General features: G+C 56.2%; 7 protein-coding genes and 1 pseudogene. 3 read left to right on the forward strand and 5 right to left on the reverse strand.

Features of this window, described 5'->3' with window-relative positions; translation table 11 throughout:
* Positions 1–539, forward strand: a 539-nt coding sequence (locus V7730_RS21135) for a heme-dependent oxidative N-demethylase subunit alpha family protein (protein WP_335749536.1), incomplete at its 5' end; no start/stop codon positions are given.
* Between the two features lie 47 nt (positions 540–586).
* On the opposite strand, the gene V7730_RS21140 is transcribed toward V7730_RS21135, so the two are convergent.
* A complete protein-coding gene (locus tag V7730_RS21140; protein ID WP_335749537.1) occupies positions 587–1,243 on the reverse strand; it encodes a helix-turn-helix domain-containing protein in 657 nt (218 codons plus the stop codon).
* A gap of 124 nt (positions 1,244–1,367) precedes the next feature.
* On the opposite strand from V7730_RS21140, the gene V7730_RS21145 reads away from it, so the two are divergent.
* Positions 1,368–2,372: a GlxA family transcriptional regulator gene (locus V7730_RS21145; protein ID WP_335749538.1), complete on the forward strand. Its 1,005-nt coding sequence runs from the start codon at positions 1,368–1,370 to the stop codon at positions 2,370–2,372.
* On the opposite strand, the gene V7730_RS21150 is transcribed toward V7730_RS21145, so the two are convergent.
* Genes V7730_RS21150 through V7730_RS21165 form a run of 4 tightly spaced genes read right to left on the reverse strand, consistent with a single transcriptional unit; the run spans position 2,369 to position 7,433 of the window.
* Positions 2,369–2,935: a sarcosine oxidase subunit gamma gene (locus V7730_RS21150; protein ID WP_335749539.1), complete on the reverse strand. Its 567-nt coding sequence runs from the start codon at positions 2,933–2,935 to the stop codon at positions 2,369–2,371. The two genes, V7730_RS21145 and V7730_RS21150, sit on opposite strands and share 4 nt — an antisense overlap.
* The gene (locus tag V7730_RS21155; RefSeq protein ID WP_335749540.1) at positions 2,928–5,888 is read right to left on the reverse strand and encodes a sarcosine oxidase subunit alpha family protein; all 2,961 of its coding nucleotides are present in this window, start codon (positions 5,886–5,888) and stop codon (positions 2,928–2,930) included. The genes V7730_RS21150 and V7730_RS21155 overlap by 8 nt, the downstream gene beginning before the upstream one ends.
* A complete protein-coding gene (locus V7730_RS21160; RefSeq protein WP_335749541.1) occupies positions 5,885–6,172 on the reverse strand; it encodes a sarcosine oxidase subunit delta in 288 nt (95 codons plus the stop codon). Before V7730_RS21160 ends, V7730_RS21155 begins: the two co-directional genes overlap by 4 nt.
* A gap of 10 nt (positions 6,173–6,182) precedes the next feature.
* The gene (locus V7730_RS21165; RefSeq protein WP_335749542.1) at positions 6,183–7,433 is read right to left on the reverse strand and encodes a sarcosine oxidase subunit beta family protein; all 1,251 of its coding nucleotides are present in this window, start codon (positions 7,431–7,433) and stop codon (positions 6,183–6,185) included.
* 285 nt (positions 7,434–7,718) lie between these two features.
* Between V7730_RS21165 and V7730_RS21170 the strand changes: the two are divergent.
* Positions 7,719–7,934: pseudogene (locus V7730_RS21170) on the forward strand (glycine betaine ABC transporter substrate-binding protein); the annotation flags it as partial.
* Between the last annotated feature and the right edge of the window lie 52 nt (positions 7,935–7,986).

Raw genomic sequence — 7,986 nt, forward strand, 5'->3', positions numbered from 1 at the left:
GCGGGTCAAATCTCGGTGAAAATACCGGGTCAGTTCTCAGTGACATTCAACAGCCGGTGCCTCTGGCCCATGAAAAGGGCATATTCGTGCGTGCTTTGAAGTTCTTGCTGAATATTCAGCAAGGCGCTCCGGCGCGCCGACTAAACTGGACGATGACGGTCAACCCATTGCTCGATACCAGCCCCGAGAACTATCATAAATGGGGTATTCAAAAGACCACAGTCACGCCGGAAAATATCGGCCCGAAACAGCATTTGCGCGTCGAGTTGCAGACCTTCTACCGGCTGCCACGCTCTAATGCGTTGGTGTTCCCGATCCGTTGCTATCTGTGCAGCTTTAAGGACCTGATGTGCGTTCCGAAATGGGGTCGCCGCCTGCACAGGGTTGTGCGCGATTTGCCAGTTGAGTTGGCGACTTACAAAGGGTTCATCAACAACCGCCCGATGATGCTGGACTATCTGTCCGCCTTTGACGACGGCTTGCCTACATCGCCGGGCATCTGGCCGGATTTGGAGACTGAACCAAAGCTGCAAACCTAAGACATCAAACCGCGTTAAGCATGACCTAGGAGAGAGCTCAGTCGCGCCTAGCTGTTCTGGGGATAGCTGATGATAGACAGATAGCGCGCGGGCAGCTTTACCAGCACTTCGGGGCCATGTGGGGCGTCAGCGTCAAAGAACAGGGTATCACCGGGTTTGAGGGGGTAAATCTTATCGCTGTGGCGATAGTCGACTTCGCCTTCAAGCATGTAGATCGTTTCAATCCCGCCATGCTGGAATGTCGGGAATACATCGGACTTGTCGGATAGTGTAATGAGGTAGGGTTCAACAATCACACCCGACGCATTCGACCCGATGTGACCCAAAAGGTTGTACTGATGATTTGCGCGCGTGCCTGCGCGTTCCATCTCGACGCCTTGATTGGCCTTGGTGTGGACAGCCTGCCGATGTTCTTCGAAGCGACGAAAGAAACTTGTCAGTGGGACAGACAGCGCGTTAGCCAAGGTCTGCAAGGTTGTCAGCGAAGGCGAGGTATTGCCATTTTCGATCTTGGACAGCATGCCAATCGACAAACCGGTGATCTGGGCCAGCTCTGCCACAGTTATTTCCTGTTGGCGCCGATGCGTTCGCACCTCACGGCCTATTGCAACCTCAAGGACCTTTTCACGACCCTCGACACGAACGCGGTGTGGGTCTTGGGTGAGCCCTGATTTTCCCGATGCCGTATTTGTTTCAATGTTCATCAGTGCGTCACTTATCCAATGTTTGTGTCCGAAGACAATAGAACAGCAGATGCATTGATACTAGACTGATATCTGAAGGAGAGGCTTGGGGCATGATCGACAAATTCCGACCTGCAAATTAACGATGATCGAGCACAAAACGATCAGCATCGGTTTCCTGATTTTTCCAGGGTTTCCGATGGCCTGTCTGACCTCCATGATAGAACCTTTACGCGCCGCAAATGAAATCGCAGGGCTCGAGGCATTTTCATGGGTGCTTCTATCTGAACAGGGGGGGCGCGTGATGTCGAGCGCGTCTGTCGTGTTCGAGGCCGCACAAGCGCTCACTTCTGATCTGCCGCTTGACGTGCTTATCGTGCTAAGCAGTCCAACCGCCCAGTTTATCAACGAACGATCCGGAAACGGCGCTTTGCGCTCATTAGGGCGCCATGGGGTCATTCTTGGAAGTGTCAGCGGAGGCGTATTTCCTTTGATGCGTTCAGGTGTCGTCAAAGAGCAGCCCGTATCGGTCCACTGGTGTTATGAAGCGGCTTTCAAAGCAGAGTTTCCATCGGTCCAAGCCATGAGCGACGTCATCGTGACCACCGCCACTTGCTACACCGCCTCGGGGGCTGCTGCCGCATTCGATCTGGCGTTGCGTATGATCGAGGAAAGCCTGCAAGCCGAAGTCGCCCATGAAGTGGCGTGTTGGTTTCAGCATCCGCTGATGCGTGGCGAGGGGGTTCAGCAACTTGTTCCAAGAACACAGATGCCGGACACAGGTGCCCAATTGCCAGATCTGGTCGCACGCTGTGTGGCACTTTTTACGGCGGATTTTGAAACACCGATTTCGGTTGCGGATGTGGCCAAGGAGACAGGTGTGTCTCCGCGCCAGATTGAACGCGCCTTCAAGAAAGCGACAGGTCAAAGCCCTTCGCACTACTACCGCGCGATTAGGATGCAGGCGGCGCGGCAATTGGTGATGTATTCCAAGACCCGGATTGCAGATATTGCGGCGTCAGTTGGCTATGCCTCTGCTGGTCCGCTCGAGACCCATTATCGCGCAGCTTTTGGCTGTTCTCCACATGAAGACCGTGAGCGCATCAACCAGTTTCGGGTCAAAGGCAATGTGCCTTTGCCATCCAGTTAAAGTGCCGATGTCATAGCCGTCAGAATCGCATGGTGCAAAGATCCCGCCGAAGCGCGGGGGCCAAGGATGCGCAGTTCGTGTTCCGGTGTCATCCGGATCACGAAACATCCCAGATGATGGATCACCGTACGGGCCGCATCGCCTGTTTGCATCGTGCGAATGTTGATCGCGCACAGCAACTCCATCACCGGGGCAATTCCGTCGCCACGCAGATCAAAACAAGCCCATGCGTCTGTCTGTTCGGTGATCGATGCGAGCTCTCCAAATTGTGCTTTCAGGCGCGCGACCAGATCCTCGTGGCTGTTAAACGGGGCAGCTACCATCCATTGATTCGGACCGGTCCAAAATGCCAATTCGGGGTCATGCAAACAGGCTTTTCCAGGGGCAGGGGCGTCAGACCCCAGCAGTGCCTTCAGATGGGCCTGACAGGCTGATGTATGATCTGTGCGGGCAGCAACGCTTGCCAATGCAAGGTCTGGATTTTCGGACAGCGTTAGGTTTGCCACTGTGTCGATACGCGGGGCGCCGCCGCCCAAGGCGGTGATGGGGGACAGTCTATGCACGAACGCGGATTCCTTCTGGATCAACAAAGTGAGCGGAAACGACTTCGACCTCGACGGTCAGTTTGGTAAGCGGAGACACAAGCCGTAGCGTTTCGCCCATCCGGTTGCTGCCGTCTTTCAGAAAACCAAGCCCGATCATCGATCCGAGCGTCGGTGAATACGCAGCCGACGTGACATACCCCTGATCATTGGCTGCATCCACCGGGCAATTCGCTGCCATCAGGTGCCCGCCTGCGGTGACCTTGGCAGACGCATCAAGCGGTTTCAAACCGATCTGCATCAGCGCATCGGCGGTATTTAGACCCGACCTTTCCGACAGAACCGAGCCGATGGAATCCTTGACCTTGGACACCATTCGCCCCATCCCAAGGTTCAACGCCGTCGTGGTTCCGTTCAGCTCGTTCCCTGCGGCATGGCCCTTTTCGATCCGCATCACACCTAGGGCTTCGGTGCCGTAAGGCGTCACGTTGAATTCTTCACCTGCACTCATCAGCTTTCGCATCAATGCGTCGCCGTACCGCGAGGGCACGGCGATCTCAAACGCCAATTCGCCGGAAAAAGAAATCCGGAACAGGCGCGCCCGCAGGCCCCCGCAGACGGTAATATTGGCGCAGCCCATGAAGGGAAATGCCTCATTCGAGATGTCGAATTCTGGGTCGACGATCTTTTGCAGCAGCTTACGAGAATTCGGCCCCGCTACGGCATATTGCGCCCAGGCTTCGGTGGTCGAGATCAACTGTACATCCATATCCGGACACAGACATTGGCGCACAAATTCCATGTGCTGATAGACCTTGCCCGCGTTGGCTGTGGTGGTGGTCACAACAAAATGATCCTCTGCCAAGCGCCCGGCGGTGCCGTCATCCATGGCGATCCCGTCCTCGCGCAGCATCAGGCCATAGCGGGTTTTGCCTACCGCAAGTTTGGCAAATCCGTTGCAATAGATCTTGTTGAGAAACTCAGCGGCATCCGTGCCTTGCACGTCAATCTTGCCCAAAGTAGTGCAATCACAGACGCCAACCGACGCGCGTGTCGCCAGAACCTCGCGGTCCACAGATTGCCGCCAATGGGTTTCGCCCGGGAGGGGAAACCATTGCGCACGCAGCCAATTGCCAACTTCGACAAAGACCGCGCCACGTTCTTTGGCCCAGAAATGCGAGGGGGTCAGGCGGGTCGGGTGAAAGTCCTTGCCGCGGATCCGACCAGCCATTGCGCCGATCGAAACAGGTGTGTAGGGCGGGCGAAAAATGGTTGTCCCAACCTCGGGAATGCTCTTGCCCGCCAGTTCGGCCATAATCGCGAGACCGCCCATATTCGAGGTCTTGCCCTGATCCGTTGCCATGCCCAGCGTGGTGTAGCGTTTCAGGTGCTCGACCGAGCGGAAGCCTTCCTGATGGGCCAGTCTAACGTCCTTGACCGTCACATCATTTTGCTGATCCAGCCATGCGCGCGAACATCCCTCGACATACCAAAAGGCTTTCTGCGTGACGGGGGTGTCCTCTGCCTGTGGCAGGCGTGGGGCTGCGGATTGCAACTCAAGCGCGTCTATGGCGCTTTGTGCCCCCGAGATCAGGGCACCGTGGGTCGAGAATATACCGCGCGCAGCACCAGCAACGGACATGCCGGGGGGCAATGCACCACCGGGGACAAAGGCTGCAAGATCGGTGTTCCAGACCGGGCGGCCGCGCTGGTGGCAGGTCAGATGAACATTCGGATTCCAGCCGCCCGATACACCCAACGCACCGGCTTCCAGCGTGCGCATGCTGCCGTCCGCTTGGCGCACATCCACAAATGTCAAACCAAGCCGCCCTTTACTGTCGATCACCTGCGCGCCGCGCAGAACCTGGTAATCAGTGCTTAAGGGCGCATCGGAACGGGTATCCACGACTGCGGCGATTCTGATGCCCTTGGCATGAAGGTCTGCGGCCGTGCGGTGGCCATCATCATTATTTGTGAACACGGAAATGCGCTGTGCAGGTGTTGCGGCATATCGGTTGGCATAGCTGCGGATCGCGCCTGCCATCATGATGCCGGGCCGATCGTTGTTGTCAAATGCTATGGGGCGCTCGGTCGCACCGGCGCAAAGCAGGGTATTTTTGGCATAGATGCGCCACAGGATTTGGCGCGGTTTGCCGGGGTCCGGGCTGTACAAATGGTCACTGATCCGTTCGACAGCGCCATAAATCCCGTGATCAAACGCCCCCATCACAGTCGTGCGCGGCATCAGGCGCACATTTGGCAAGGAAGAGAGTTCCGCAATCGTTTGCGTGACCCAATCGAGGGCAGGGGCCTCGTCCAACAGATAGGTCTCGGAGTTTAACCTGCCGCCCATGACGAAATCTTCATCGGCAAGGATGACTTCGGCACCGCTGCGCCCAGCCGTCAGCGCAGCGCTGAGCCCGGCGGGACCGGCACCGATGATCAACAGATCGCAATGCTTGAACCCTTTGTCATAGTCATCCGGGTCTTCCTGCATCGACAAAGAGCCAAGACCAGCCGCTTTTCGGATGATCGGCTCATAGAGTTTTTCCCAGAACGCTGCCGGCCACATGAATGTTTTGTAGTAAAATCCAGCGGTTAGAACGTTTGACAGGCGGTCATTGATGGCCATCGCATCAAACGCAAGGCTGGGCCAACGGTTCTGGGATTTCGCATGCAGTCCGTCGTATAATTCCGCCGTCGTCGCGCGTGTGTTCGGTTCCTGCCTTGCACCGCCGCGTAGTTCCACAATCGCGTTGGGTTCTTCCGAGCCTGCGGTCAAAACCCCGCGAGGGCGGTGATATTTGAACGACCGCCCCATCAGGCGGACCCCATTGGCCAGCAAGGCCGAGGCGAGCGTATCGCCCGGATGGCCATAATATTGCCGATTGTCGAAGGTGAACTTCAAGCGTGTGGCGCGGTCGATCTGCCCGCCCTCTAACCGATTGTTTTGGTTCGTTTTGCCATTCTTCATTTGGAACGTCCTTGTGCGCGAGCGACATCGCGGGCCAGTTCCACACGGCTGATCTCGTGGGTTACGGTATTGCGTGTCACAACCAGCCACGACCGGTCGCCGCCTTCGTGGAACCAAAGTTCGCGCAAGTTTCCGGCGGGATTGTCGCGCAGGTAGGCGTATTCGTAAAACTCTTGCGCTGCAGTATCCGAGGCCGGGTCGGGACGGTCGATCAGGGCCGCATCGCCCATATAGACAAATTCGGCGCTATCGCGTGGCCCAAGAAGGGGGTGGTTGATAATCATCTCTTGCGCCTCAATGCAGATTGGGCTGATTGCCCATGCCTTTTTCGTCGATCATATTGCCGGTCCGGAAACGGTCGAACCGGTAGGCTGTCGCGACGGGGTGGGGGGTGCCTTTGGCCAGTAAATGCGCAAAGCAATAGCCCGACGCTGGCGTCGCCTTGAAGCCGCCATAACACCAGCCGCCGTTGAAATAGAGCCCGTCGATATGGGTCGCATCGATTATGGGTGAGCCATCCATAGACATATCCATGATCCCGCCCCACATCCGCAACAATCGCGCGCGGCCAATCATTGGCATGATCGCCATGCCACCTTCGCAGACGTCCTCGACCACAGGCAGGTTGCCGCGCTGCGCATAAGAATTATACCCGTCAAGATCGCCGCCAAAGACCAGACCGCCCTTGTCGGATTGGCTGACATAGAAATGACCAGCCCCAAAAGTGATCACGCCGGGGATTAGCGGCTTGAGCCCTTCAGAGACAAACGCCTGCAGGACATGGCTCTCTATTGGTAGGCGCATGTTGGCCTTGGACATCAAACGCCCCGAGTTGCCCGCAACAGCGCATCCAACTTTTTTGGCACCGATAAACCCTTGTGACGTCTCTACCCCCAGACATTTCCCGTCTTCGATGCGGAATCCCAGAACCTCGCAATTCTGGATGATATCAACACCGCGGCTGTCGGCGGCACGGGCATAGCCCCAGGCGACCGCATCATGGCGCACGGTGCCGCCACGTCGCTGCGCAAGCCCGCCTTTGATCGGAAAACGGACATCATCGAATTTCAGGAACGGGTATTCGGCACGAATCTGCTCTGCTGACAAAAGTTCGGCGTCCGCTCCGTTCAGGATCATTGCATTGCCGCGCCGCACAAATGCATCGCGCTGCGCGTCGGAATGAATCAGGTTCATGATCCCGCGCTGGCTGACCATGGCATTGTAGTTGATGTCCTGCTCTAACCCTTCCCAGAGCTTCAGCGAGAACTCGTAGAAGGGTTCGTTCCCGTCCAGCAGATAGTTGGAACGAATGATCGTCGTATTGCGCCCGACATTGCCGCCGCCGATCCAGCCTTTTTCAATGACGGCGATGCTTTTCTCGCCATACACCTTCGCAAGGTAATGCGCCGTCGCAAGTCCGTGACCGCCGCCGCCAATGATTATGATGTCATAGTGTGGCTGGGGCTTGGGGTCACGCCAGACAGGCGTCCAGCCTTTGTGGCCCGTCAGTGCCTCTTTTATGACTTTGAAACCTGAGTATCGCATGGATCGGACCTCCTTGGAGTATTTTCGCAGTTAAATTTGTAATTTGCGACCTTCGATTACGACATATTTGATGTTGGATCGGACGTGGCACGCGATTTTTCCCAAGAAAAACCATCCCAAAATAATCCCTGAAAAGAAAAAAACTTGATTAACAGGAAAACTATGCAAAGGTACGAGCAAGAAATTTCATCGGCGGACGAAAGCCTCAGGCGTTATCGATGATCTTAGGGCTAGCGCCAGAACTAAACAGCGGTGGCAAAACCGCATTCAACCGGGAGAAATATTTTGAGATATACAACCACAGCATTGGTTATGGGCGTCTTGGCTGCGCTGCCATTTTCCGCTTTCGCCGCAGACAGCAGCGATCCGATTGTCATTCCGATCCACAATTGGTCGTCACAGATCGTGATGTCTAACGTGGTCGGGCAAATCTTTGAAAGCATGGGCAACAACGTCGAATTCGTCACGACCGACAGCCAAGCGGTCTACGAGTCGGTTCGGTGAAGTGGTCCGGCAAAATTGGACAGCGTGCTAAGATGTATCCAACCCGAAC

The organism is Sulfitobacter sp., assembly GCF_036961165.1.
Lineage (GTDB): Bacteria > Pseudomonadota > Alphaproteobacteria > Rhodobacterales > Rhodobacteraceae > Sulfitobacter.